The organism is Rhodoferax sp., from assembly GCF_034519335.1.
GTDB lineage: Bacteria > Pseudomonadota > Gammaproteobacteria > Burkholderiales > Burkholderiaceae_C > Allorhodoferax.
This window is the reverse complement of record NZ_JAXHOL010000010.1, coordinates 1-24,020: the sequence shown is the minus strand read 5'-3', so window position 1 is coordinate 24,020 and position 24,020 is coordinate 1. Positions and strand designations below refer to the sequence as shown.

The window sequence follows — 24,020 nt, the reverse complement described above, 5'->3', positions numbered from 1 at the left end:
CCGCCACCATGCTCGACAGCAGCCTGATGCAACTCATGTGGCTGGCCTCGCCGGCCCTGCCCATTGGCGGGTTTTCCTACTCGGAATGCCTGGAATCCGCCGTGGATACTGCGCGAGCCGCTACAGAAAGCGAAGCATCTGCCTGGCTGGTGGACCAGTTGCACCTGACGCTGGCCCGCTCCGACCTGCCCGCGGTCGCCCAAGGCATAGCCGCTTGGCGTGCTGACGATATAGCCCGCGTGGCCGAGCTCAACGCCTGGGTGCTACAGACCCGCGAGAGTGCCGAGCTGCGCGCCCAGACCGAGCAAATGGGCAAGAGCCTGCTGGAATGGCTGAAGAACCACACCACGGCCACGCCCACCCAAATTGCCCTGCTCGCTTCACAGGAACCTACCTACCCCATCGCCTACACGCTGGCCGCCAGCGCCACCCAAGCCCCGGTGCGCGAATGCCTGCTGGCCTACGCTTTTGGCTGGGCCGAAAACATGACCCAGGCCGCCATCAAGTCCGTACCCCTGGGCCAAAGCGCGGGGCAGCGCATTCTCTCCAAGCTGACCGCCGAGATCCCCGCCGCCGTGGACCACGCGCTGGCGGTAACCGACGACACCCGCCAAGCCTTCAGCCCCATGCTGGCCATCCTGAGCAGCCAGCACGAGGTCCAATATTCAAGGCTTTTCAGGTCCTAGCCCCTTATAGATACTGCGCGAGCAGCTCCTTTATTAATAGCAAACTTATGTCCACCCTGCACCACATCCCCAACCGTACCAAGCACCTCCCCCCGCTGCGCGTGGGCATCGGTGGCCCTGTGGGTTCCGGCAAAACCACGCTGCTGGAAATGCTGTGCAAGGCCATGCGCGAGCAGTACGACCTGGTCGCCATCACCAACGACATTTACACCAAGGAAGACCAGCGCCTGCTCACCGTGAGTGGCGCGCTGCCGGCCGACCGCATCTTGGGCGTGGAAACCGGCGGCTGCCCGCACACCGCCATCCGCGAAGACTGCTCCATCAACCTGGAAGCTATTGACCGCATGCTGGTGGACCACCCCAACGCCGACATCGTGTTTGTGGAGAGCGGCGGCGACAACCTGGCAGCCACCTTCAGCCCCGAGCTGAGCGACCTCACCATCTACGTGATCGACGTGGCCGCAGGCGAGAAGATTCCCCGCAAAGGCGGCCCCGGCATCACCAAAAGCGATCTCTTCGTCATCAACAAGACCGACCTGGCGCCCCACGTGGGCGCCAACCTGGACATCATGCGCAGCGACACCGAGCGCATGCGCAACACCGCCAAGGGCATGAAACCCTTTGTGATGACCAACCTGAAAGACCTGACCGGCCTGCAGGACGTGATCGCTTTTATCGAAACCAAAGGAATGCTCAAGGCGGCCTAAGGCCACGCCGGCCACAGGTAGAATACGCAGCTCTGGAAGCTTGGCCGAGCGGTTTAAGGCACCGGTCTTGAAAACCGGCGAGGGTTTATCCCCTCCGTGAGTTCGAATCTCACAGCTTCCGCCAAACACTTCTGTGGCGCACGCCCACAGGCGTCGATCCGCGATCGCTATGTCCTCTGACGCCGCCACACCTCCCCTCTCGGCACTTTTCCGGCAAACGCCATTCGTCCGCTTCTGGCTGGCACGCCTGGCGGGCATCATGGGCAACCAGATGCTGATGGTGGCAGTGGCGTGGCACATGTATGACATCACCCACAGCGCCTGGGACTTGGGCCTGGTGGGGCTGTTCCAATTTGTACCCGCGCTGCTGATGACGCTGCCCGCTGGCCACCTGGCCGACCGGGTACACCGCGGGCGCATCTTTGCCTGCTGCATGGCCCTGCAGGCGCTGGTGGCCGCACTGATGCTGGCATCCACCACCCAAGGGTTTGCCACTCGGGAATTGATTCTGGGCCTGGCCGTGGTGCTGGGCGTGGCACGCGCCTTCCAGATGCCGGCCCAGCAAGCCCTGATTCCCCTGCTGGTACCCGCCAGCCTGTTGACGCGCGCCTTTGCCATCAGCTCCACGGGCATGGAGATAGCCATCATTGGTGGCCCGGCGCTGGGTGGTTTGTTGTATGCCCTGGCCCCCCGCTACGTTTACATCACCTGCGTGGCACTGCTGCTGGGTGCCAGTGCCCTCACGATGGTGGTGCGCTACCGGCACAAGCCACCGCAGGCTGCAGCAACTTGGCAGTCGCTGTTTGCGGGCATTGGATTTGTCTGGCGGCGCAAGGTGATTCTGGGCGCCACGTCGTTGGACCTGTTTGCGGTGCTGCTGGGCGGTGCTACCGCCTTGCTGCCCATCTACGCCAAAGACATTCTGCACACAGGCCCTGCCGGTCTGGGCCTGCTGCGCTCGGCACCGGCGGTAGGAGCCTTGGCCATGTCGCTGGTGCTCACACGCTGGCCCCTGCGGCGCAAAGTGGGCCCGCGCCTGCTGATGGCGGTGGGGGTGTTCGGGCTGGCCATGTTGGTGTTTGGCCTGTCCACCTCTTTCTGGCTGTCCATGCTGGCGCTGGTGGTCACGGGAGCGGCCGATTGCGTGAGCGTGGTCACCCGCAACACTCTGGTGCAGCTGGAAACGCCCGACGAGATGCGTGGTCGCGTCTCCGCCGTAAATTCCATCTTCATCGGTGCGTCCAACCAACTGGGTGAATTTGAATCAGGCGCCACCGCCGCTTTGTGGGGGCCGGTGGGCTCGGTGGTGATGGGCGGCGTGGGCACCATGCTGGTGGCGGGCCTGTGGTTCCGCCTGTTCCCGGCGCTGGCAAAGCGCGATCACATGGAGAAGGCCTGACTCAGGTCCACAGGTCCAGCGGCGGATCGGCCACCACGGCGCGCAGGATGTCGGAGCGCGACACAAAACCGCTCACCCGCCCCTCATCGTCCACCACTGGCAGGCCAGGCAACCCAGTATCCAACAACACCCGCGCGACCCGGCGAATATCGGTGTCCTCCGCCACGCTGGGAACAGGGGTCCACATGACCTCGGTCACGCTCTGGGCCAGCCAGGCGCGCCAGACCAGCGGATGCTGCTCGGCCTGCGGCAGGTGATCGGCCCGCATCAGGCCCGCGCGGGCCAGCAGCCCCACCAGCACTTTCTGCTCGGAAACCACGGGTGCCTGGCCAATGCCGTGTTGTTCAAGCAGCAGCCACGCCTGCTCGATGCTGCAGCTATCGGGCACCAGCACCACCTGGCTGCTCATGATGGCCTGCACCTTGGTCAGCGGCTGGCGCGGCGTATCGGTCTTGCGCACCTCAGCATAGGCGGCCAATGCCGCGCGATGGGCCACATCGGCAGGGGCTGCAGGTGGTGTCTCGGCCAGCAGGCCCGCAAAACCCGAATCACTGCCGTGGTCGCGCCCCTCTTGGCCCACAGCCGCTACGCCGCGCGAACGCGTGAGCCCCGCAGCCGACCCCACACGGCGCAACTCCTCCATGGAGCCCCGAAACACCCGTCCCGCTTTGCCGTACACCGAAAACATAGAGAGCCTCCCGTTGTCTTGCCGGAGCATGCTGGCCAACGCCCGCGCAGCGATACCATGGGCAGTACGCCGACAGAACGCAGTCGGCGCAGCGCGGGCTCATTCTTGCAGGAAAAGCGCCTGCAAGTCACTCAAAAAATCAAAGCCCAGGGCGGTGGGCCGCACGCGGGCAAAGTCACGCTCGATCAGCCCTTTGCGCTCGGCCTCCTGCAAACCTGCCTGAATGGCCGTGATGGGTAGGCCGGTGCGCTCCGTGAAGTCGCGCAGCCCGAAACCATGGCGTAGGCGCAATGCATTGAGCATGTATTCAAACGGCAAGTCCGCGCGCGCCACCTCGCTGTCCTGCGCCAGCGCATTACCGGCCAGGGCCTGCTCCATGTAGCGCGCAGGATCGCGAAAGCGCACCTGACGAACCACGCGGTGCGCAAAGCTCAGCTTGCTGTGCGCGCCAGCGCCTATGCCCAGGTAGTCGCCAAACTGCCAGTAGTTGAGGTTGTGGAAACATCGGTGCGCAGGCTTGGCATACGCGGACACCTCGTACCGCTCCAGCCCCGCCAGACCGGTCACTTCGGTGATGTGGTCCAGCATCGCATAGGCCGTGTCGTCCTCGGGAATCTGCGGCGGAAACTTGGCAAAGTAGGTGTTGGGCTCGATGGTGAGGTGGTAGATGGAGATGTGTGGCGGCGCGAATTGCAGCGCCAGCTTCACGTCCGCGTCCAGCTGCTCCATGGTCTGGCCCGGCAGCGCATACATGATGTCGAGGTTGAAGGTATCGAACGACTGTGCGGCTTCTTCCACCGCCGCCAGCGCCTGCGCGCGGTCGTGCACGCGGCCCAGGGCTTTCAGGTGCGCGTCGTTGAAGCTCTGCACGCCGATGGACAGGCGTGTGACACCGGCACTGCGGAAGGCCTTGAAGCGGTCCTTCTCAAACGTGCCGGGGTTGGCCTCCATCGTAATTTCACAGTTCGCCTCCAGCCGCAGGCGGGCGCGGATGTCGGCCAGCAAGCGATCGATCGCCTGCGGTGAAAACAGGCTGGGCGTGCCCCCACCGATGAAGATGCTGTGCACCGTGCGGCCCCAGATCAGCGGCAGCGCGGCTTCCAGGTCGGCCACCACGGCGTCGATGTAACGCTGCTCCTGCAAACCGCTGGCGTTCTGCTCATGCGAGTTGAAGTCGCAATAGGGGCACTTCTTCAGGCACCAGGGCAGGTGCACATACAGCGAGAGCGGTGGCAAGGCCGGCAGCTGCAGGGTACCGGGGCGCATGTAGTGCTGGATGTCGCGCTGAACCGCGGCATCCGTCTCGCTCCCCTGCGGCGTGATGGGAATCATGGTCGCTCAGGCCCCCAGCCAGTTGACGCGGATGAGTGCGGCCATGGCCTGTGCGGCGCGACCACGGTGGCTGTTCGCGTTCTTCACTTCCACCGGCAGTTGGGCAAAGGTCTGGCCAAACTCGGGAATCCACATGATGGGGTCAAAGCCAAAGCCATTGCTGCCCAGACGCTCCTGGGCCACCTCACCCACCACGCGGCCCACGGCAATCAGGGGCTCGGGGTCTTCGGGCGAACGCACGGCCACCAGGGTGCTGACCATCGCGCAGCGGCGGTTGGTGATGCCCTGCATCTGCTCCAGCAACGCGGTCACGTTGTTGTCATCGCCCTTGGCATAGCCGTGCTGGGTGGCGTAGTAGGCGGTGTCCACGCCCGGCAGACCACCAAAGGCATCCACACACAGGCCCGCGTCATCGGCCAGCGCGGGCAGGCCCGTGTGTTGCGCGGCGTTGCGTGCCTTGGTCAGCGCGTTTTCCACAAAGGTGCGGTAGGGCTCCGGCGCTTCTGGCACACCCAGATCGCCCTGGCGCACCAGGGTGCAGCCCAGCGGGGCGAACATGGCCTGCAGCTCGGCGAGCTTGCCTTGGTTATTGGATGCGAGAACGATTTTCATATTTCAGACTTCTACCGAACGCCCAGGAGGCCATTTTTAAACCAAATAGGCCTCTAGCCCTTTTGAATATTGCGCAAGCAGCTATAAATTTGATAGTGAATCTTGCTGCAAGGCCATCAGCTCAGTGATGCCTTTTTCGGCCAGCGCCAGCAGCTGGTCCATCTCGGCGCGCGTAAACGCCACGCCCTCCGCCGTGCCCTGCACTTCCACAAAGTGGCCCGCACCGGTCATCACCACATTCATGTCGGTGTCGCAGGCAGAGTCTTCCGTGTACTCCAGGTCCAGCAGCGGCGTGCCCTGCACGATCCCCACGCTGATGGCTGCCACCGCCGCAGTGATCGGGGTTTCCGGGATCTTGCCAGCGGCCAACAGGCCATTGACCGCATCCTGCGCCGCCACAAAGGCGCCTGTGATGGCCGCAGTGCGGGTGCCGCCGTCGGCCTGGATCACGTCGCAGTCCAGCTGGATAGTGCGTTCACCCAGCTTTTTCAAATCAAACACGGCACGCAGCGAGCGGCCGATCAGACGTTGGATTTCCTGCGTGCGGCCGCTCTGCTTGCCCTTGGCGGCTTCACGGTCGCTGCGGCTGTGGGTGGCGCGTGGCAGCATGCCGTATTCGGCCGTCACCCAGCCCTCGCCGCTGCCGCGCTTGTGCGGCGGTACGCGCTCTTCCACCGACGCGGTGCACAGCACCTTGGTGTTGCCAAACTCGATGAGCACCGAGCCCTCGGCGTGCATGGTGTAGTGGCGGGTGATGCGCACCGGGCGCAAAGCATGGGCGGCACGCGCACCGCTGCGAACGAATTCAGTCATGGCAGTCCTTCTGGAAATGGCCGCCACGCGGCCAGCGTTTAACCCCGGCGTGCAGCCGAGCGGCGAATCGCTTCGTTGATCTCGGCAATGGAACGCTCAATGGCGGCATCATCCAGATCGTCCACCTGCGAGTCCAGCCAACCGGCCTGCACCGTGGAGGCGAATACACCATCCTCAATGTTGTCGGTAGAAATGCTGCCGCGGGTGGACTCAAAGCTGTCCGGCGTTTCCCACTCCATCGTGATCAGGGTCACGTTGTCACAATGCGACCCACCATTGGCCAACGCCTGCTCTACCAAATCGGGGGCCGAGTCGGTTACTGGTTTCTGCGCCAGGTGGTAGACGATGGTGGAGTCGTCCACGGTGCCCCATAGCCCGTCTGAACACAGCATGATGCGGTCGCCTTGCAACAAGGGCACCGGGCCGGTGATATCAAAGACCGGTTTGGTCGGCGAGCCCAGGCAGGTGTAGAGCACGTTACGGTTAAAGACCGCCGGGGTATTGGCCATCGGCCGCTCCCCCTCACGCTGCTCCATGTACGAGTGGTCACGCGTGCGGGCCAGCAATTCGCCTTGGCGCACAAAATACAAACGAGAGTCGCCGCAGTGCACCCAGTGCGCAGCGCCCCCCTGCACAATCGCCGCCACCAAGGTGGTACGCGGGGTGTCCATCAGGTGTTTCTCGGTGGCGTAACGCAGGATCTGGCGGTGGGCGGCAAGAATGGCACGCTGGAAAAACGCCTTGACGTCGTCAATCTCGGGCGTAGCCTCTTTTTGGTACAGCGCCGAAATCACTTGCAACGCCATCTGTGCGGCTACTTCACCTTCCGGGTGGCCACCCATGCCATCGGCCAGCAAAAACAAACCGGACGCCTTGGTATAGCAATACCCCATGCGGTCTTCGTTTTTCTCGCGACCGCCTTTGCGGCTGATCTGGAATACAGAAAATTTCATTTGGGTTTGCCCGGTGCGGCCACCGCACCCTGCACGGTTTTCTTGGTGTCTGCCACCATGGAATCAAACTGCATGCGCACCTTCTCACCCACGGTGAGCTTGGTATAGCGGCGCTCACCTTCGCGCGACAGCTCTTTCTGCAGGGCAAACACTGACTGCGGGCGCGACAGTGGGTCCAACGACATACACCACTCCACCACCTCAATCAGGTTGTCAGAGTACACGCCACGCAAACGGGCCAGTGCGGTGGTGATGCGGTCTTTTTCCAGACGCTGCGGCGCTTCATTGGGTGGGTAGCCCTGCATGCAGGCGTAAATACAGGCGCCAATGGCATAAATATCTGTCCACGGCCCCATGGAAGCATCGCGCCGATACATCTCGGGCGCGGCAAAGCCTGGCGTGTACATGGGACGAATGAAGTTGCCTTCCTTGCTCAACACTTCGCGTGCGGCACCAAAGTCAATCAACACTGACTTGTTGTCGTCGGTAATGAAGATGTTGGCCGGCTTGATGTCCAAGTGCAGCATTTTGTGCTGGTGCACGATGCGCAGGCCGCGCAGAATTTCGTCGAACAGGGAGCGAATGGTGGACTCGCGGAACACCTTGCTCTTCTTCTGGTCGCGCGCGGTGACGATGAAATCCTGCAGGGCCGCACCCTCCAGGTAGTTCATCACCATGTAAACGGTTTCATTCTCACGAAAAAAATTCAACACACTCACCACCGAGGGGTGGGAGATTTGGGCCAGTGAGCGGCCTTCTTCGAAAAAGCTTTTCAGGCCCAGGCGGTACAGCGAAAGTTTCTCTGGCTGAACCTGGGGCAGCAACTCGCCAGGCGCGCGACTGGCCAGCGATGAGGGCAGGTACTCCTTGACCGCTACTTGTTGACCTTCGGAATCCAGTGCGAGGTAGACCAAGCCAAAGCCCCCGGCCGCCACCTTGCGAATAATGCGGTAGCCGCCAATCGTGGTGTCGGGGGGTAACGGTGCTGGCTTGACCTTTGACATAAATTGCGGGGTAAGGGCTCGTCGGTTGCGTGTGAACCGGGTTATTCTCGGGGCCGTTTCAACGCAGCGAGAACCCGTGATGCCAGTTTACAGCATGACTGGCTATGCCAGTGCCCAGCACAGCACAGCCACCAGCGCCCCGGAAGGCGAGCCCAAAAACCAGCCTACCACCCAGCTTGGCCTGGAGATTCGCTCGGTCAACAGCCGTTTCCTGGACCTCACCTTTCGCTTGCCCGAGGACCTGCGCCAGTTTGAACCCGCCCTGCGCGAGCTGCTGGGCAGCAAGCTCAAACGCGGCAAGATTGAAGTCCGCGCCTCGGTAGAAACAACGAGCGCCAGCAGCATCCCCGACCCCACGCCCAAGCTACTACAGCGACTCAATGCTGCGCAAGACAGCATCCGCGCCTGGCTGCCCAATGCCAACCCGCTGAGCGTGGCCGACGTGATTCGCCTGGCTGCGAGCGAACAAGGTGGTCAGCGTGACTGGAGTGCCGACGTCATGCCGCTGGCTGAAAAGACCCTGAAAGAGCTCCTGGCCGCACGCCAGCGCGAGGGCGCCCGCCTGGCCACCATGCTGCTGGGCCACATTAGCCAGCTGCGCACCCTGGCCGAACAGGCTGGGCCGCTGGTACCCAAGCTGGTAGAGCAGCAGCGCACCCGCTTCATGGAGCGCTGGAAAGAGGCCATGGCGCTCACCGATGGCGCCACCCTGCCAGAGGCCGCACAAGACCGCGCCCTGACCGAAGCCACAGCCTTTGCCATCCGTATCGACGTGGCGGAAGAAATCACCCGGCTGAGTTCCCACCTGGACGAGCTGGAACGCCTGATCAAGAAAGGTGGCGAGATCGGCAAACGGCTGGACTTCCTGATCCAGGAGCTGCACCGCGAAGCCAACACCATGGGCTCGAAGTCAGCAGCGTTGGACCTGACCCACATCTCGGTGGACATGAAGGTCTTGATTGAACAAATGCGGGAACAAGTTCAGAACTTAGAATAAGGCGACTTCAGCTAGCCGCTTTATCGGAGCCAATGTCAATGGACTACCCCGGAAATCTTTTTGTCGTCGCAGCCCCCAGTGGGGCAGGTAAGTCCAGTCTGTGCAAGGCGCTGCTGGAGCTGGATTCGCGACTTCAACCCTCTGTCTCGCACACCACACGCCCACCGCGTGGCCAGGAAAAGCATGGCCGCGAATACTTCTTTGTGTCCCAGCAAGAATTTGATGCCATGGTGGCCGCTGATGCGTTTGTGGAATGGGCCCATGTGCACAGCCAGCGCTACGGTACCTCCAAAAAAGCCATAGAAGAGCGGATGGCCATGGGTGCAGACGTGATCCTGGAAATTGACTTTCAGGGTGCCGTGCAAATCAAGAACGTATTTGCCAACGCCATTTGCATCTTCATTCTGCCTCCTAGCTGGGAAGAGCTGCGCTCGCGCCTGGAGCGCCGCGGTGAAGACACCCCGGAAGTGATCGACATGCGGATGAAAAACGCCCAAGTGGAGGTGGCGCAAGTCGCAAAATTCGACTTCGTTATAATCAATGAGTTATTTGACCGTGCGCTTTTCGACCTGAAAGCCATTGTCCACTCTCAGCGGCTCAAGATTTCGGCACAGCGCCGTGCCCGTGCCGAGACATTCCAAGCGCTGAACATCCTCTAGTTTCCCGGAGAACTCCATGGCCCGTATTACTGTTGAAGACTGCCTTGTGCAGATTCCCAATCGCTTCCAATTGGTATTGGCAGCCACTTACCGTGCACGTATGCTGAGCCAAGGCCACACACCCAAGATCGAAAGCAAGAACAAGCCCGGCGTGACCGCTCTTCGCGAAATCGCAGCGGGTAAAGTTGGCATTGAGATGCTGAAAAAAGTACCTCTCTGATCGCCTGTTCTTCCCAAAAAGCACCGCTTGCGGTGCTTTTTTGCGTTTGGTCTGCGCCCCTGCATGGGGCGCGCTACATTTGAGCCATGGGTAGTACTCCACATCTCACCTCACCCGCAGCGGCCGCAAACGCTGCGGCTGCCAGTTTTGCCGGGTTAACCGCCAAGCTGGACTACCTCAGCCCCAGCGATGTGGAGCAAGTGCGTTTGGCCTACCGATTTGCCGACGAAGCCCATCTGGGCCAGTTGCGCAACAACGGCGAGCCCTACATCACCCATCCGATTGCGGTAGCCGCACAGTGCGCCGACTGGAAACTGGATGCCCAAGCCTTGATGGCGGCCCTGTTGCACGACGCACTGGAAGACTGCGGGATTACCAAGACCGAGCTCATTGAAAAATTTGGCTCTCCCGTCGCCGAACTGGTGGACGGGCTGACCAAGCTGGACAAGCTGCAGTTCAATACGCGGGAAGAAAACCAGGCCGAGTCGTTTCGCAAGATGCTGCTGGCCATGGCGCGTGACGTGCGTGTCATCCTGATCAAGCTGGCTGACCGCAGCCACAACATGCGCACACTGTCGGACGTGCCGCGTGCCAAGTGGGGGCGCATCTCCTCCGAGACCCTGGATATCTACGCCCCCATCGCCCACCGTTTGGGTCTGAACCAGACCTACCGCGAACTGCAGGACCTGTCCTTCCGGCATTTGCGCCCCTGGCGTTATGCCACTTTGTCCAAAGCCGTCGCCAAAGCGCGGAGCCGCCGCCGCGACCTGATTCAAAAAGTGCAAAAGGAAGTTGAGGCCGTTTTCGCTGCGGCCAACATGCCAATACGAATTGCGGGCCGCGAGAAGACGCTGTATTCCATCTACAAGAAGATGGACGACAAACACCTGAGTTTTGCCCAGGTCACTGACATTTATGGCTTCCGGGTTCTGGTGCCCAGTGTGACGGACTGCTACACCGCGCTGGGAATCCTGCACCAGCTCTACAAACCCCTGCCCGGCAAATTCAAGGACCATATCGCGATTGCCAAAGTCAATGGCTACCAGTCGCTGCACACCACCCTGGTGGGCCCTGCGGGTATCAACGTCGAATTCCAAATGCGTACCGAAGCCATGCATGTGGTGGCTGAATCTGGCGTGGCCGCTCACTGGCTGTACAAGGTCAACCATCCGGACGATGCATCGGGTGACCGCTTGGGCACCAAGTGGCTCCAGTCTTTGCTGGATATCCAGGATGAAACGCGTGACGCGGCCGAATTCTGGGACCATGTGAAGGTAGACCTGTTCCCGGACGCGGTGTATGTGTTTACGCCCAAGAGCCAGATCATGGCCTTGCCACGCGGTGCCACCGTGGTGGACTTTGCCTACGCCATTCACAGCAATATTGGTGACCGCACCACGGCCGCGCGCATCAATGGTGAACAAGTGCCATTGCGCACGGAGCTGAAGAACGGCGACGTGGTCGAAGTGGTGACGGCCCCGGTGTCTACACCCAACCCGGCTTGGTTGGGCTTTGTGCGCACTGGGCGGGCCCGCTCCAAGATTCGCCACCACCTCAAAACCATGGCGCATACCGAGTCCGAAAGCCTGGGCAGCAAACTGCTGCAGCAAGCGCTGCGATCCGAGGGCATTGAACGCTTTCCGGATGATGACCCCACCTACAGCGCACTGTGGGACAAACTGCTGCGGTTCACTGGCAATAAAACACGCCAAGAACTGCTCACCGACATTGGCTTGGGAAAACGCATTGCCAATATCGTGGCCAAACGCATGGTGAGCCTACTGGCCGACACCGGCGAGCACCCAGATGCCCTGCTGCTTACGCGCGAGCGATTTACGGCCCACGAGTCCGCCTCGCTAGGCTCCATCACGTTGGACGGCAGCGAAAACGCCTCGGTGCAGTTTGCGCCCTGCTGCCGCCCGATTCCGGGAGACACCATCGTGGGCTATCTGGGGCGTGGCGAAGGCTTGGTGGTCCACCAGCAAGACTGCCAGGTAGCGCGCAAACTGCAAAACAAGGACAGCGAGCGCTTCATTGGGGTGGAATGGTCAGATGAGCCGATACGGCCATTTGAGACCGGCGTGGTAGTCACCGTGAACAACGGCAAAGGGGTACTCGCTAAGGTAGCCGCTGCGCTGGCCTCCGCAGAGGCGGATATTCTGCACATCGACATGGGACAGGATGGGGTGCAAGACGCCTCCGACTTGCGCTTTGTGGTGGCGGTGCGGGACACCGCACACCTGGACATCGCACTGCGCAACCTGCGCCGCACCCCCTCTGTACTACGGGCCGAACGCAGCAGCAATAGCGCCTAAATGGGCTGGGGTGCCGGGTACACCACCTGCAGCACCTCAATGGTCGCCACCCGGTCCGGCATGACCAACTTGAGTTCATCCCCCTCGCGCGCCTTGAGCAGGGTACGGGCAATCGGCGATATCCAGCTCACCTCGCCCACCGCACTGTTGGATTCGTCGATCCCCTTGATGGTGACGGTGCGCTCCACATCGGCATCGTCGACATAGGTGACCGTGGCACCAAAGAAAATCTGGTCGTTGCCATGGTGCACGGAGGGTTCAGAAACTTCTGCAATCTCCAGGCGTTTGGTCAGAAAGCGAATACGCCGGTCAATCTCGCGCAGGCGCTTCTTGCCGTACAGGTAGTCACCGTTTTCCGAGCGGTCGCCATTGCTGGCCGCCCAGTGCACCACTTCCACGATTTTGGGGCGCTCGTTGTCGATCAGGTCCAGCAACTCATCGCGCAACGTGGCATAGCCCCGTGGGGTGATGTAGTTTTTGCCGCCGGCAGGCAGTGCAGGCAACTGCAACTCATCGTCGTCAGTGTCTGTGTCAGACTCTTTGGTGAAGGCCTTGCTCATGATTCCGTTCAAATCCGTCCACGGCACTCCGCAGGTGAATTCATTGTATCGACGGGCACATAGGGCCCATGGAATTCCAAGGCTTCATGCGGCTTGCCTGTGTGGGACGTGCCCTCAGGCTACGCAGCACGGCATGAAAGGTCTGTGCGCCAACACACACATGCCTGCAAACGTACTGTAGAAACGAAAAAACCCTAGAACATCGCTGTTCTAGGGTTTTACGTTTGGTGCGGCTGGCAGGAATTGAACCCACGACCCCTTGGTTCGTAGCCAAGTACTCTATCCAACTGAGCTACAGCCGCTAAGCTTCGTATTCTAGCACGAAGTTTTTTTGGCTTGGCGGAAAACCCGTAGAAACTTTTGCAAACCCCGATTCCCCGGGGGTGATAGCCCCCAGTTTACGCGCGGTGCAAACCCAACAAGCTGCGCGCCTCTGCCGGGCTGGCAATGCCTCGGCCGGCACGTTGGGCGCAGGCAGCCAATTCGGTGATCAAGGCCCCGTTGCCTGCCGCACGTTCGCCGTCAGGCAAATAGAAGGTGTCTTCCAAGCCGGTACGCAACATGCCTCCCAAGTCAGCGGTCTTCTGGTGCACGGGCCAAATTTCGGTGCGGCCAATCAGCGTGGTCTGCCAAACGCTGTCCTGCGCCATGTACTTGGGCAGCAAGGCAAGCAGATCGGCATCGCAGGGCATGCCGGATGCAACCCCCATCACGAGGTTGTATTCCGCGCGCCCCATGGTGGGCTTGAGCATGCCGTTTTTCAGGTACATGGTCACCGACCGCACGATGCCCACGTCGAAGCACTCGAACTCCGGGTGGGTGCCGGCCTCTTCCATCACATCCAAAAACTGCTGCACCTTGGCCACCGGGTTGTCGAACACCATGGGCGGCCACGCCCAGGAGCCGTCTTCCTTGAGCTTGAGGTAGTTGAGGCTGCCAGCGTTGCAGGCGGCAATCTCGGGCTTCACGCGGCGGATGCAGGCCAGCGGGCCGCTGATGTCTTTGCCCACCACACCCGTGGTCAGGTTGATGATGACACCGGGGCAGGCCTCACGGATGGCACTCACGATGTTCTCGGCCACATCGGGGTCCCACGAGGGCATGTGGCCCATGCCCTCTTCCTGGCTGCGCATGTGGATGTGCATGATGCTGGCACCCGCATTGAAAGCGTCGCGCGCCTCGGAGGCCATTTGCGCCGGAGTGACGGGCACCGGGTGCTGCTTGGGGTTGGTCAGCACGCCGGTCAGCGCGCAGGTGAGTATGGCTTTGTCCATCATGCTTCCTTCTTCGTGTTGAGTTCAAGCTCGACCAGCACTGCGCCGGACTCGACCTGGTCGCCCGCCCTGGCATGCACGGCCTTCACCGTGCCTGCACTTTCGGCGCAGAGCCACATTTCCATCTTCATCGCTTCCACGCAGACGAGTTGTTGGCCGTCTTGCACAAGGTCGCCCGGCGCCACCAGCACCTGGGTAACCTTGCCTGCCACGGGCGAACGGGCGCGGCTGGCGTCTTTGAGGGCATCAGCATTCGGGAAGGCCGAGACCTCGGTAAACACGTGGCAGTGGCCCGCGTGGGCCAAGTGCAAGTCCGCACCCGCAAACACCGCAATGGCGGTCTGCGCAACGCCCTCGATTTCGAGCCGCAACACGCCGTCAGCAAACTGCAGCACACGCGCCGCGGTGGTGTGGCCCTCCACGATGACGGACACACCGCCGTGCCGGTCTGGCAACACACGCACTGCGCGCACCGTATCGCCGGTCTGAAGCTGAAAACCGTAGGCCGCCACGCTGTTGGCACGCCAGCCCTCTGCAGGATTCTTGCCGTGCTGCATGGCCAAGGCCACCGCTGCCACGGTCCATGCCGCGTCGCTGGCCACGGGCGCCTGCAGCAGCGGCTCGCCCTGCTCCAGCCACTGGTCGATCAGCGTGGTGGTCATCGCGGCCTTGCGAAAGGCCGGGTGGTCCACCAGGTCGCTCAAGAAGCGGCCGTTGTTCTTCAACCCCAGCAAGGGCGTATTGGACAGCGCAGCGCGCAGGCGGCGAATGGCGTCGTCCCGGTCGCGGCCGTGCACGATGATCTTGGCCACCATGGGGTCGTAGAACGGTGACACCATGGACCCACAGCGTATGCCGTCGTCCACGCGCACGCCACCATGCAGCGCGCGCTGTGGCCTCCACCAGGCCACAGTGCCGGTCTGTGGGGCAAAGCCGGTGTAGGGATCTTCCACATACAGTCGGGCCTCAATGGCGTGGCCCGTGAGGGTGATGTCTTCCTGTTTGGCGGGCAACACATCGCCTGCGGCCACCTGCAGTTGCCACTCCACCAGGTCGTAACCAGTAATGCATTCGGTTACCGGGTGCTCCACCTGCAGACGCGTGTTCATCTCCAGAAAATAGTGGTTCAACTGGTCGTCCACGATGAACTCCACCGTGCCCGCCCCGCGGTAGCCCACCGCCAGTACGGCAGCCACTGCATCCTCGCCCATGGACTTGCGCATGGCAGGCGACACCACCGGCGACGGCGCTTCTTCAATCACTTTTTGGCGGCGGCGCTGCGCGGTGCAATCGCGTTCGCCCAGATACACCGCATTGCCATGCGCATCGGCAAACACCTGAATCTCAATATGACGGCCGTTGTCGATCAGGCGCTCCAGCATCAGCGTGCCATCGCCAAACGCACTGGTGGCTTCGCGGCGTGCGCCGTCAATCCCTTGCTGCAGCTCCGCATCACTGCGTACCAGGCGCATGCCCCGTCCGCCGCCGCCAGCCACGGCTTTCACCAGCAGCGGGTAGCCCAGCTTCTGGGCCTCGGTGGTCAATGCGGCATCGCTTTGGTCCGCACCCAAATACCCAGGTGCGCAAGGAACACCGGCTTCCAACATGCGCTTTTTGGCCAGTGCTTTATCCCCCATGGCAGTGATCGCACTAGCAGGTGGCCCAATAAACACCACGCCCGCGTCGGCACAGGCCTGCGCAAAGGCAGCGTTCTCGCTGAGGAAGCCGTAGCCGGGGTGCAGCGCATCCGCGCCCGTCTTGCGGGCTGCGTCCAGAATGGCGTCGATCTTCAAATACGACTCTGCGGCCGGCGAGGGGCCAATGTGCACCGCCTCATCGGCCAAGGCCACATGCGGTGCATCCCGGTCGGCATCGCTGTACACGGCCACGGTTTGGTAGCCCAGCTTACGCGCCGTGCGGATGACGCGGCAGGCGATTTCGCCACGGTTGGCGATCAGGATTTTGCTAAACATCCAACACCTCACTAAGAGACTGGGTGGCAGAGCGTTTTGCGTAGGTAGAGGAGGAGCCCGCGCAGCGGGCGGGGGACACGAAGCAAAACGCTCTGCCGCCCAGGCTCTGCGAGGCCATCCGTGGTTTTGAAAATGTCATGTCACAGCCCATTGGGGTTTACGTTTCTGAATAAAGGCCGTCATGCCCTCTTGCCCCTCGGGCCCTTGGGCCGCTTGGGAAAAAATGGCTGCGGCTTCGGTGACCAAGTCAGCCGCAGCCGTAAAGCGCGCCTTGCGCATCAGCGCCTTGGTGGCGGCCAATGCGCCGGGGGCGCAGGCCAGGATGTCAGCCAGCACCTTGTCCAGCGCGGCCGCAATGCCTTCGGGGGGCATGCGCTCATGCACCAGCCCCACGGCCAGCGCACCGGCAGCATCGAGACGCCCACCGGTGACAGCCAAGCGCTTGGCCTGCGAGTAACCTAGGCGCTCTACCAAGAAGGGCGCGATCTGTGCAGGCACGACGCCCAAGGATGTCTCAGGCAGGCGAAAGGCTGCGGTGTCGCTGGCAATGGCCACATCGGCCACGCAGGCCAGTCCAAAGCCACCGCCCATGACCGTGCCCTCCAACACCGCCACCACCGCCAACGGCGTGTTGGCATAGGCGGCACACAGGTGGCCAAAGGCGGCGTTCACTTCGGCAATCGGATCGGGATCAGCCTCTGCGCGTTGCATGGCCCGCATGCGCGCACCGGCCATGTCTTTCAGGTCGGCCCCGGCACAGAAGTGCCCCCCTTCACCGCGCAGCACCACCACGCGCACCGCGCCGGGCGTTCCCGCTGTGGCCTCCGCCGCCCGCAGCACCTGCTGCAGCTCGGCCACCATCTGCAAGGACATGGCGTTGCGCGCCTCGGGCCGATTCAGGTAAATATGCAGGGTAGCCCCCGTGGATACTGCGCGAACAGCTCCTAATTGCATAGCATCCAGCGGTTGCTGCATGGTTAGACTCCGTCTTTGGCCTTGCCCGGCAGCGTGCCTTCGAGCTTGCAGATGATGCCCAACATGATCTCGTCGGCACCGCCGCCGATCGAGATCAGGCGGCTGTCACGGTAGGCCTGGGAGATCGGGTTGTCCGCCGTGAAGCCCATGCCGCCCCAGTACTGCAGGCAGCTGTCGGCCACCTCGCGGCTGAGGCGACCGGCCTTGAGCTTGGCCATGGAGGCCAGCTTGGTGACGTCCTTGCCACTCACGTATTGCTCCACCGCCCGGTAGGTCAGCGCTCGCAGCGACTCCACCTCGGTGCGCAACTCGGCCAGGCGAAAGTGCACCACCTGGTTGTGGATGATGGGCTGGCCAAAGGTCTTGCGCTGACGGGTGTAGGCAATGGTCTGGTCAATCAGATTGTCCAGCGAGCGCAGTGCGCCTGCAGCGCCGTACAAGCGCTCTTCCTGGAACTGCAGCATCTGCAGCATGAAGCCCATGCCCTCCTGGCCAATCAGGTTGCGCTGGGGCACGCGCACGTTGTCAAAGAACAGCTGGGCCGTGTCACTGCTGTGCATGCCGATCTTCTCGATCTTCTGGCGCGTGATGCCGGGCGCATCCATGGGCACAATGATGAGGGACTTGTTTTTGTGCACCGCGCCTTCGCTGGTGTTGGCCAACAGGCAGCACCAGTCGGCCTGCATGCCGTTGGTGATCCACATCTTGGAGCCATTGATGACGTAGTCACCACCGTCCTTGCGCGCCGTGGTCTTCAAGGCGGCCACGTCCGAGCCGCCACCGGCCTCGCTCACACCGATGCAACCCACCATGTCGCCTGCAATGGCTGGGGCCAAATACGTAGCCCGCAACTCATCGCTGCCAAACCGTGCCAGCGCCGGGGTGCACATATCGGTCTGCACGCCAATGGCCATGGGCACGCCGCCCACATTGCAGTCACCCAGCGCCTCGGCTGCCACCATGGAATAGCTGAAGTCCAGACCCATGCCGCCAAACTCCGTGGGGTACTTGATGCCCAGGAGCCCCAGGTCGCCCATCTTCTTGAAGAGTTCGTGGGCGGGGAAGATGCCCGCCTTCTCCCACTCGGCGGTAAAGGGGTTGATCTCATTGGCGACGAACTTGCGCACCGTGTCAGAAATTTGGGTGTGCTCGGGGGTGAATTTCATGGTGTGTCCTCGGGTCGTTGTTGTTGGGCTTGCAATCAGAGACGGGCTACGCCAAAGGTATTGGCGTTGAGCTTGCGTTGCTCGGCTTCTGCGGCCAATGCCAGGCACAAGCCCAGCAGGCGGCGCGTGTCGCGCGGGTCGATGATTCCGTCGTCCCACAGCCGGGCGGTGCCAAAGAGCGCAGCACTCTCTTTGTCCAGGCGCAGGCGCAAGCCGTCAGACATGGCCTTGAGCGCCTCGTCATTGGCTTCCATGCCCATGCGCTCAATCTTGGCGCGGTTGACGATGTCCATCACCTTGGCGGCCTGGGCACCGCCCATCACTGCGGTGCGCGCGCTGGGCCAGCTGAAGATGAAGCGTGGATCGAAGCCGCGGCCACACATGCCGTAGTTGCCTGCGCCATACGAGCCGCCCAGCACCACGGTGAACTTGGGCACGCGCGCGTTGGCCACCGCCTGGATCATCTTGCTGCCGTGTTTGATGGCGCCGCCTCGCTCGGCCGCAGAGCCCACCATGTACCCGGTGGTGTTCTGCAAAAAAATGAGCGGCGTGCCACTCTGGTCACACAGCTGGATGAACTGCGCGGCCTTGGTGGAACCCGTGGGTTGGATGGGGCCGTTGTTGCCCAGAATGCCGACCAAGCGCCCTTCGATGCGGGCGTGGCCACACATCATCTCGGGTGCATAGCTGGCCTTGAACTCCAAGAAGTCCGAACCGTCCACCAGCCGCGCAATCACCTCGCGCACGTCGTAAGGCTCGCGCTCGTCGGCTGGCACGATGCCCATGAGCTCCTGCTCGTCAAACAGCGGCGCAGCAAATGGTGCGGCGGCCGGCGTGGTATCCCAATTCAGCTTGTCCATCAGCTCCCGGGTCATGGCGATGGCGTGCGCGTCATCCTCGGTCAGGTATTCGCCCAGGCCAGTTACCTGGGCGTGGGTTTCGGCTCCGCCCAGCTCGTCGTCCGTGCAGTCCTCGCCAATGGCGGCTTTCACCAGCGGAGGCCCCGCCAGATAAATGCTGCTGCGTCCGCGCACCAGCACCACATAGTCCGACAGGCCCGGAAGGTACGCACCGCCTGCCGTGCTGGAGCCATGCACGACCGAGATTTGTGGAATGCCTGCAGCCGACATGCGCGCCTGGTTGGCAAAGCTGCGCCCACCCTCCACGAATATCTCGGCCTGGTACATCAGGTTGGCGCCGCCGCTCTCCACCAGGTAAATAACGGGCAGCTTGTTCTCCAGCGCAATCTCTTGGGCACGCAGCGCTTTCTTCAGGCCCATGGGCGCCACGGTGCCGCCTTTGACGGCGCTGTCGTTCACCGAGATCAGGCAGCGCTTGCCCGCGACAACACCGATACCAATGATGGATCCACCACCCAGCACGGCCTTTTTGCCATCGTCGTCGTGCATGTTCAGGCCGGCCAGGCGGCTCAACTCCAGAAACGGCGTGCCGCGGTCCAGCAGGCGGGCCACACGTTCGCGCGGCAGCAGCTGCTTGCGCTTCTCAAACTTTTCGCGCTTGGATTCGGACTCGGCAATCACCAGGCCCTCCAGGCGCTGCACCTCGGCCAGCAGTTCGGCCATGCGCTGGGCATTGGCCGCGAAGCCGGCAGAGCGGGGATTGATCTTGGAGCGGAGAGCGGGCATGGCAACAGGTCCTTGAAACGTCTTGCCGCATTAGAGATCATGGTTACGTTAACGTCAACCTGTTATCGTATAGGTGTTTTCACTATGCTTTACGTTATGCTGTAGGGATACGATTCAGCCCGCCCCTCTCTCCAACTCACAAGGAAACCACCATGTCTCTCGCATCTGCAACCGAAGCCATCCGCGCCAAAGTGGGCGCCGACAGCGGCCTCAACGCCACACTGAAGTTCGACATGGGCGCCGACGGCGTCATCGTCATCGACGGCAAGAGCACCCCCAACAGCGTGAGCAACGACAACACCGATGCCGACTGCACCGTGGGCATCACGCTGGAAAACCTGCAAGCCCTGCTGGACGGCGACCTCGAGCCCGCCACCGGCTTCATGGCTGGCAAGCTCAAGGTCAGTGGCGATATGGGCGTCGCCATGCGCCTGCAACGTGTCATTTAAGCCCGTGGCCACCGACACCACGGTGGCAGATGCGCAGGCCTTCGTCGCTTCCCACCGCGACGAAGGTGCGACCGAGCTGTTCGGCATCACCGAGCTGTGCCGCGAGTTCGGCATCACGCTGCGTGCACTGCGTTTTTACGAAGACAAGGGCCTGCTCAGCCCACGCCGCATCAACGGCGCCCGCGTCTACACCCGGCGCGACCGTGCACGCCTGGCGCTCATCTTGCGCGCCAAGGCAATTGGCTCCCCGCTGTCCGAGATCAAGCGTTACCTCGACTTGTATGGCGACCAGGGCGAAGGCCGCGTGCAACAGCTCCAGTACGTGATCGAACGCACCGACGCAGAGATAGCCGACCTGGAACGCAAACGTGCCCAGATCGACGCCACACTGGCCGAGCTGCGCGTCATCAACGCCAGCTGCCGCGGCCATCTGGCAGAACGCGAACGTTCGGGCAAAAAATAAGCCAAATAAGCCCCTAGCCCTTATAGATACTGCGCGAACAGCTCCTGAAATAGGAGCGCGCATCGCAGGTCATCGGGCGAATTACTTGCCCAGCAAGCCCTTGAACAGGTCCTTGGCCTTGTCTTTCACGGCCTCTTCGGCCTTGGCCTTGATCTCTTGCTTCTTCTCTTCCACCTTGGCCTTGGTGGCGTCTTCCAGCATGGCGCCCCATTCGATCTTGTAGCTCAAGGCGTCGAACGGGCCGCTCACGCGCACCGGCACGGTCAAGCCCTTGAGCTGGCTGGCGTCTTTACCGCCCTGCCCTTCGCCACTGGCCACCACCGTGGCACGGGCCAGGTAATTCATCTGGCCGGCGCCCACATCCACATCGCCCGCACCGCCCAGGCGAATGAAGGGAGACTTCATCGCCAAGTCGTCATTGCGGGCCACGCCGTTGGCAATCTTGAAGGAGCCGGTCAGCTCCGAGAAATCGGTTTTCTGGCTGGCATTGGCCGCTTGGGTGCTGTCGGCCTGGCCCAGCTTGGCTTTGACGTCGCGCAGGCTTTGCGCCAGGTTGATGCCTTTGATGGCGCCGTCTTTGAGTGCCAGCGATGCCGTCCCGCCCAGCGCCTTCTTCATCGCGGTCACCGTGTCGCCGCGGGTGCTGATGTCCAGCGTCACATTGCCCTTGCCTTCCAGCAGGTCCTTCGCCACCAAGTCTTTCATCAGCGGGTTGATGCTGATGCCCACCAGCGCCTGCTTGATCGCCACGGCGTTGCCATTGGCATTCACAGACAGGCTGCCACTGGTGCTGCCCTCGTACAGGTTTAGCGACAAGGGCGCCACATCCAGCTTGCCACCCGCCAGCGCCAGCTTGGCGTTGATTTTTTCCAGCTTCAGGTTGGACACCTGCAGCGCGCCGATGCGGATGGCACCGTTCACCGTGTGGCCCTTGAGCGCGCTCAGGTCAATGGGCGCCTCTTTAGCGGCTGCTGCGGCCTCTTTGGCTGGCGCTGCGGTGGCGGGCTTGGGTGGCAGGTATTTGTCCACGTTGAGCTTGTCCACGTCCAGATCAAACGCCAGCACCAGCGGCGCAAACTTGGCCGCCTTCACGCTGGTGGCGATCTTGGATTCGTCAAACTGCGTGGCCAGCTCCAGCGCAGCGGTCTGCTGCAACGCGTCCACCTTCAGGCTGCCGTTGATGGGCAGGCTCACGCTCTTCATGGGCATGCTGGGGTGGGCCAGCTCCAGATTGCCGGTCAGCTTGGCCAGCGCCACGCTTTGGCCCGCTACGTTCACCGCCACTGGGGAACTCAGCTGCCCCTTCACGGCCGCGTCGCCCGCCTTGGCGTCCAGCTTCAGTGCCAGGCTGGCCACCTTCAGCGCCTCGGCATTGCCTTCCACACCATTCAGCACCAGGTTCACCGTCGCATTGCGGGCCGCACCCTGCAGCGTGGCCGACAAAGTGATAGCGTCGCCCGCCGACTTTTCGGGCGACAGGCTCAGCTTGGGCGCGTCCAGCGCCAGCGTGAATACGTCGGCGCCGCTCTGGCCCTTGGCCGACAGGCTCAGCTTCTCCACGGCGGCGGTCTTCTTGCCCGTGTCGGCCAACACGGCCCCGGTGGACAGGCTCAGGTTCGACAAGACAGTGGTGGTGCCCGCCTTCTCGTCGCGCCACGTGAGATGGGCGTTGGCAATGCGGATGCTGGAAACATCAATCTGCAGCGGGTCGGCCGGCTTGGCGGCATCCGCTGGCTTGCCGGCCTCTGGCGCAGCGGGTTCGCCCAGCAGGTCGGCAATGTTCAGCGTCCCGTCTTTCTTTTTCACCAGTGTGAGCTTGAGCCCTTCGATGTCCAGTGCGCGCACCTGCACCTGCTTGCGCAACAGCGGCATCAGCGCCACCGAGATGCGGGCGGACTGCAGCGCGGCAAATTCGTCTTTGCTGGCGCGCTCGGACAAGGTCACACCGTCCAGCTGAATGCCCACATTGGGCCAGACGGACAGCGTGGGCTGGCCCGCAATCACCAGCGTGCGCTGCTTTTGCTCCAGCACCGCGCGGCTGATTTCGGCCTTGATGGTGTCGCCGTCAAACAGGGCGTAGAGCGCACCCACAGCCAGGGCCAACAGGCCCACGATGGCAACCACAGCCATACCAACAACGCGAAGCGCCTTCATGAAAAGTCCTTGTGCAGAGGGAGCGAGCCCGATGCGGACCATTCTATTTCTGCAGTGCGCGCGGCACTGCAGCGGAGTGTGCGGTATTGCGCAGTAACGCTTTGTAATTGCTGGCACAACGCTTTGCCAAACCCGCGTTTTGTCAGACAGCCTTCACATGCGCAAGGCACACTGCCCGTATGGGATACCACAACGCACCCGAATGCAAAGTCGGCACGCACAAGGACTGACGGCATGCGCATCAAAAACAGTTTCTGGAATTTTTTGCTCCCCGAGCCACTGGAGAGCCCCGAAGAGGCCCTGGAGAAAATCCGCAACGCCATGCTCAGCGTGGTGCGCAGCTATTGCAGTGCCGCGGACTTTCACCTGGAGTTCAAGATCAGCTACGCCCGGGACATCGGCGAACTTTGGTACCTGCGCCCCGAGCTCATGCAAGCCCTGTGTGAGCACCAGGATGAAACCCGCGCACATGCCCTCATGGTCGGGGTGACCACTCTGTTTGTGGGGCACCACCCGGCGGCGGTACACTCCACGTTCAAACAGCGCTAAGCCAGTCAGGCCGCGCCGCTATGGCAACGCAGGCTCAGGCCAGCATCTGGTCCTTGGCCACAAAGTATTTGCGGGCATAGGCCACCAACTGCGCGTCGCTGGGGTGGTCGATGCTCTCCACACCCACCACCTTGTCACCGACCTGCGGGTCGTGGCTGTGCAAGTGTTTGATGAGCTGCAGCTTGGCCTGTGCAGGCCCCACCACCAGGATTTCCTCCGCACCCGCCAGCGCTTGGGCAATGGCATGGTAGTAATGCTTGTCTTCGGCAGCCTTGCCCGAGCCCACCGCGCCGCCCTTGGCGTGCAAATGCGAATGCGGGTGCTTGGGGCGCATGATGGAGGCCTCCACATCGTCCGGCGCAATGTGCATGACATGCGCCTGCGAATGATCCAACCAAACAACTGCGTGGTAATGCGACATGGTGT

Annotated in this window: 24 protein-coding genes and 2 tRNA genes; 11 read left to right on the top strand and 15 right to left on the bottom strand. The window is 62.2% G+C overall.

Going from position 1 to position 24,020, the window contains the following annotated elements; all coding sequences use genetic code 11:
- The first annotated feature begins 8 nt into the window (after window positions 1–8).
- From U5O12_RS05355 to U5O12_RS05340, 4 genes are all read left to right on the top strand, one after another.
- On the top strand, window positions 9–686 hold the full coding sequence (locus tag U5O12_RS05355; protein ID WP_322577646.1) for an urease accessory protein UreF: 678 nt from the start codon (window positions 9–11) through the stop codon (window positions 684–686).
- A gap of 47 nt (window positions 687–733) precedes the next feature.
- A complete protein-coding gene (gene ureG, locus U5O12_RS05350; RefSeq protein WP_322577645.1) occupies window positions 734–1,393 on the top strand; it encodes an urease accessory protein UreG in 660 nt (219 codons plus the stop codon).
- A 34-nt stretch (window positions 1,394–1,427) separates the two neighbouring features.
- Window positions 1,428–1,517: transfer RNA gene (locus U5O12_RS05345), tRNA-Ser, on the top strand.
- A 45-nt stretch (window positions 1,518–1,562) separates the two neighbouring features.
- Window positions 1,563–2,792, top strand: coding sequence for an MFS transporter (locus U5O12_RS05340; RefSeq protein WP_322577644.1), 1,230 nt, complete (start codon window positions 1,563–1,565; stop codon window positions 2,790–2,792).
- 1 nt (window position 2,793) lies between these two features.
- On the opposite strand, the gene U5O12_RS05335 is transcribed toward U5O12_RS05340, so the two are convergent.
- From U5O12_RS05335 to U5O12_RS05310, 6 genes are all read right to left on the bottom strand, one after another.
- Window positions 2,794–3,480 carry an HPP family protein gene (locus U5O12_RS05335; RefSeq protein ID WP_322577643.1) on the bottom strand — a complete coding sequence of 229 codons (687 nt, stop codon included), beginning with the start codon at window positions 3,478–3,480 and terminating at the stop codon, window positions 2,794–2,796.
- Between the two features lie 99 nt (window positions 3,481–3,579).
- The gene (gene hemW, locus U5O12_RS05330) at window positions 3,580–4,812 is read right to left on the bottom strand and encodes a radical SAM family heme chaperone HemW (RefSeq protein ID WP_322577642.1); all 1,233 of its coding nucleotides are present in this window, start codon (window positions 4,810–4,812) and stop codon (window positions 3,580–3,582) included.
- Window positions 4,813–4,818: 6 nt separating this feature from the next.
- Window positions 4,819–5,424, bottom strand: a complete 606-nt coding sequence (locus U5O12_RS05325) for a non-canonical purine NTP pyrophosphatase (RefSeq protein WP_322577641.1) — start codon at window positions 5,422–5,424, stop codon at window positions 4,819–4,821.
- A gap of 81 nt (window positions 5,425–5,505) precedes the next feature.
- On the bottom strand, window positions 5,506–6,237 hold the full coding sequence (gene rph, locus U5O12_RS05320; protein WP_322577640.1) for a ribonuclease PH: 732 nt from the start codon (window positions 6,235–6,237) through the stop codon (window positions 5,506–5,508).
- Window positions 6,238–6,275: 38 nt separating this feature from the next.
- Window positions 6,276–7,190, bottom strand: coding sequence for a PP2C family serine/threonine-protein phosphatase (locus U5O12_RS05315; RefSeq protein WP_322577639.1), 915 nt, complete (start codon window positions 7,188–7,190; stop codon window positions 6,276–6,278).
- Window positions 7,187–8,194, bottom strand: a complete 1,008-nt coding sequence (locus U5O12_RS05310; RefSeq protein ID WP_094477508.1) for a serine/threonine protein kinase — start codon at window positions 8,192–8,194, stop codon at window positions 7,187–7,189. Before U5O12_RS05310 ends, U5O12_RS05315 begins: the two co-directional genes overlap by 4 nt.
- Window positions 8,195–8,273: 79 nt before the next feature.
- Between U5O12_RS05310 and U5O12_RS05305 the strand changes: the two genes are divergently transcribed.
- The 4 genes from U5O12_RS05305 to U5O12_RS05290 all read left to right on the top strand — a co-directional run bounded on the left by U5O12_RS05305 (window position 8,274) and on the right by U5O12_RS05290 (window position 12,385).
- Window positions 8,274–9,191: a YicC/YloC family endoribonuclease gene (locus tag U5O12_RS05305; protein WP_322577638.1), complete on the top strand. Its 918-nt coding sequence runs from the start codon at window positions 8,274–8,276 to the stop codon at window positions 9,189–9,191.
- 38 nt (window positions 9,192–9,229) lie between these two features.
- Window positions 9,230–9,850, top strand: a complete 621-nt coding sequence (gmk, locus tag U5O12_RS05300; RefSeq protein ID WP_322577637.1) for a guanylate kinase — start codon at window positions 9,230–9,232, stop codon at window positions 9,848–9,850.
- A 16-nt stretch (window positions 9,851–9,866) separates the two neighbouring features.
- On the top strand, window positions 9,867–10,070 hold the full coding sequence (gene rpoZ / locus U5O12_RS05295; protein ID WP_105261191.1) for a DNA-directed RNA polymerase subunit omega: 204 nt from the start codon (window positions 9,867–9,869) through the stop codon (window positions 10,068–10,070).
- Window positions 10,071–10,156: 86 nt separating this feature from the next.
- Window positions 10,157–12,385, top strand: coding sequence for a bifunctional (p)ppGpp synthetase/guanosine-3',5'-bis(diphosphate) 3'-pyrophosphohydrolase (locus U5O12_RS05290; RefSeq protein WP_322577636.1), 2,229 nt, complete (start codon window positions 10,157–10,159; stop codon window positions 12,383–12,385).
- Here the strand turns inward: U5O12_RS05290 and greB are convergent.
- The 7 genes from greB to U5O12_RS05255 form a co-directional block, all read right to left on the bottom strand.
- Entirely contained in the window at window positions 12,382–12,945 is a 564-nt protein-coding gene (greB, locus tag U5O12_RS05285) for a transcription elongation factor GreB (protein WP_322577635.1), read from the bottom strand. The two genes, U5O12_RS05290 and greB, sit on opposite strands and share 4 nt — an antisense overlap.
- A gap of 225 nt (window positions 12,946–13,170) precedes the next feature.
- Window positions 13,171–13,247, bottom strand: a tRNA-Arg gene (locus U5O12_RS05280).
- Window positions 13,248–13,343: 96 nt separating this feature from the next.
- Window positions 13,344–14,222 (bottom strand): 3-keto-5-aminohexanoate cleavage protein, encoded by an 879-nt coding sequence (locus U5O12_RS05275; RefSeq protein ID WP_322577634.1) that lies wholly within the window; start codon window positions 14,220–14,222, stop codon window positions 13,344–13,346.
- Window positions 14,219–16,192 carry a biotin carboxylase N-terminal domain-containing protein gene (locus tag U5O12_RS05270; RefSeq protein ID WP_322577633.1) on the bottom strand — a complete coding sequence of 658 codons (1,974 nt, stop codon included), beginning with the start codon at window positions 16,190–16,192 and terminating at the stop codon, window positions 14,219–14,221. The genes U5O12_RS05275 and U5O12_RS05270 overlap by 4 nt, the downstream gene beginning before the upstream one ends.
- Window positions 16,193–16,327: 135 nt before the next feature.
- Window positions 16,328–17,167, bottom strand: a complete 840-nt coding sequence (locus U5O12_RS05265; protein WP_322577632.1) for an enoyl-CoA hydratase/isomerase family protein — start codon at window positions 17,165–17,167, stop codon at window positions 16,328–16,330.
- Window positions 17,168–17,169: 2 nt separating this feature from the next.
- Complete coding sequence (locus U5O12_RS05260; protein WP_322577631.1) at window positions 17,170–18,333, bottom strand: acyl-CoA dehydrogenase family protein; 1,164 nt, start codon at window positions 18,331–18,333, stop codon at window positions 17,170–17,172.
- A gap of 35 nt (window positions 18,334–18,368) precedes the next feature.
- Complete coding sequence (locus tag U5O12_RS05255; RefSeq protein WP_322577630.1) at window positions 18,369–19,979, bottom strand: acyl-CoA carboxylase subunit beta; 1,611 nt, start codon at window positions 19,977–19,979, stop codon at window positions 18,369–18,371.
- A 152-nt stretch (window positions 19,980–20,131) separates the two neighbouring features.
- On the opposite strand from U5O12_RS05255, the gene U5O12_RS05250 reads away from it, so the two are divergent.
- A complete protein-coding gene (locus U5O12_RS05250; RefSeq protein WP_322577629.1) occupies window positions 20,132–20,428 on the top strand; it encodes an SCP2 sterol-binding domain-containing protein in 297 nt (98 codons plus the stop codon).
- Window positions 20,418–20,891: a MerR family DNA-binding transcriptional regulator gene (locus tag U5O12_RS05245; RefSeq protein WP_322577628.1), complete on the top strand. Its 474-nt coding sequence runs from the start codon at window positions 20,418–20,420 to the stop codon at window positions 20,889–20,891. The genes U5O12_RS05250 and U5O12_RS05245 overlap by 11 nt, the downstream gene beginning before the upstream one ends.
- Window positions 20,892–20,972: 81 nt before the next feature.
- Here the strand turns inward: U5O12_RS05245 and U5O12_RS05240 are convergent, their stop codons facing one another.
- Window positions 20,973–23,045, bottom strand: coding sequence for an AsmA family protein (locus U5O12_RS05240; RefSeq protein WP_322577627.1), 2,073 nt, complete (start codon window positions 23,043–23,045; stop codon window positions 20,973–20,975).
- Window positions 23,046–23,279: 234 nt separating this feature from the next.
- Here U5O12_RS05240 and U5O12_RS05235 point away from each other — a divergent pair, with 234 nt between their 5' ends.
- The gene (locus U5O12_RS05235) at window positions 23,280–23,594 is read left to right on the top strand and encodes a hypothetical protein (protein ID WP_322577626.1); all 315 of its coding nucleotides are present in this window, start codon (window positions 23,280–23,282) and stop codon (window positions 23,592–23,594) included.
- 34 nt (window positions 23,595–23,628) lie between these two features.
- Here the strand turns inward: U5O12_RS05235 and U5O12_RS05230 are convergent.
- Window positions 23,629–24,020, bottom strand: a 392-nt coding sequence (locus U5O12_RS05230; protein WP_322577625.1) for a translational machinery protein, incomplete at its 5' end; no start/stop codon positions are given.